General features: G+C 65.3%; 2 protein-coding genes. Both read left to right on the top strand.

Translation table 11 applies throughout. The annotated features are described in order from the left end of the window. Positions 1-314, top strand: a 314-nt coding sequence (locus C7G61_RS42915) for a response regulator (RefSeq protein ID WP_108523432.1), incomplete at its 5' end; no start/stop codon positions are given. Between the two features lie 8 nt (positions 315-322). Then, the coding region (locus C7G61_RS42910; protein ID WP_145963835.1) for a response regulator at positions 323-804 on the top strand (482 nt) is incomplete at its 3' end.

Below are 804 nucleotides of genomic sequence, written 5' to 3'. Positions count from 1 at the left end.
TCTATCGGCGCGGCGCGCATGAGAGCCGCAACACCAGCGATCCGGCCGTCGTCCTGCTCGATCTGAAGCTGCCAAAGGTCGACGGGCTCGAGGTTCTGGAGAAGGTCAAGGCCGACCCGCGCTTAAGGCAGACGCCGGTCGTCATGCTCACCTCCTCGCGGGAGGAGAGCGATCTCGTGCGCAGCTACGAGCTCGGGGTGAACGCCTTCGTGGTGAAGCCCGTGGGCTTCCGGGAATTCTTCGATGCGATCCAGGACCTCGGCGTGTTCTGGGCCATCCTCAACGAGCCGCCGCCGCAGCGCGATGGAGCTTAGGAACGTCGATGGATCAGGCGACCGTCATCCAATCCGATCGGGTGCTGCGCATCCTCCTCCTGGAGGACAGCGCCCTCGATGCTGAATTGGTGACGGAAGCCTTGATCGAAGCCGGTCTTCCCGTGTCGATCGAGCGCGTGGTGTCCGCCGATGAGTTCACCAGGGCGGTCCGGGACGAAAGCTGGGATCTCATCCTGGCCGATTACCTCCTGCCTGCCTTCAATGGCCTGAACGCGCTCGAGATCGCCCAGGAGATGGCCCGCGCCACGCCCTTCGTCTTCGTCTCCGGCGCCCTCGGCGAAGAGGTTGCCGTTGAGGCCCTGAAGCGCGGGGCGACGGATTACGTGCTGAAGGACAAGCTCGACCGGCTGCCTGCCACCGTCCTGCGCGCCTTGGCGGAAGCCCGCGAACGCGGCGAGAGGAGACGGGCCCAGGATGCCCTGCAACAGATGCTCGACGAGCGCACGGCTCTGCTGCATGAGCTCGATCA

The sequence above is a fragment of the Bradyrhizobium algeriense genome (assembly GCF_003062295.1).
GTDB classification, from domain to species: domain Bacteria; phylum Pseudomonadota; class Alphaproteobacteria; order Rhizobiales; family Xanthobacteraceae; genus Bradyrhizobium; species Bradyrhizobium algeriense.
Note: the sequence above shows the minus strand (reverse complement) of the source record. Positions and strands in the feature narration are given on the sequence as shown.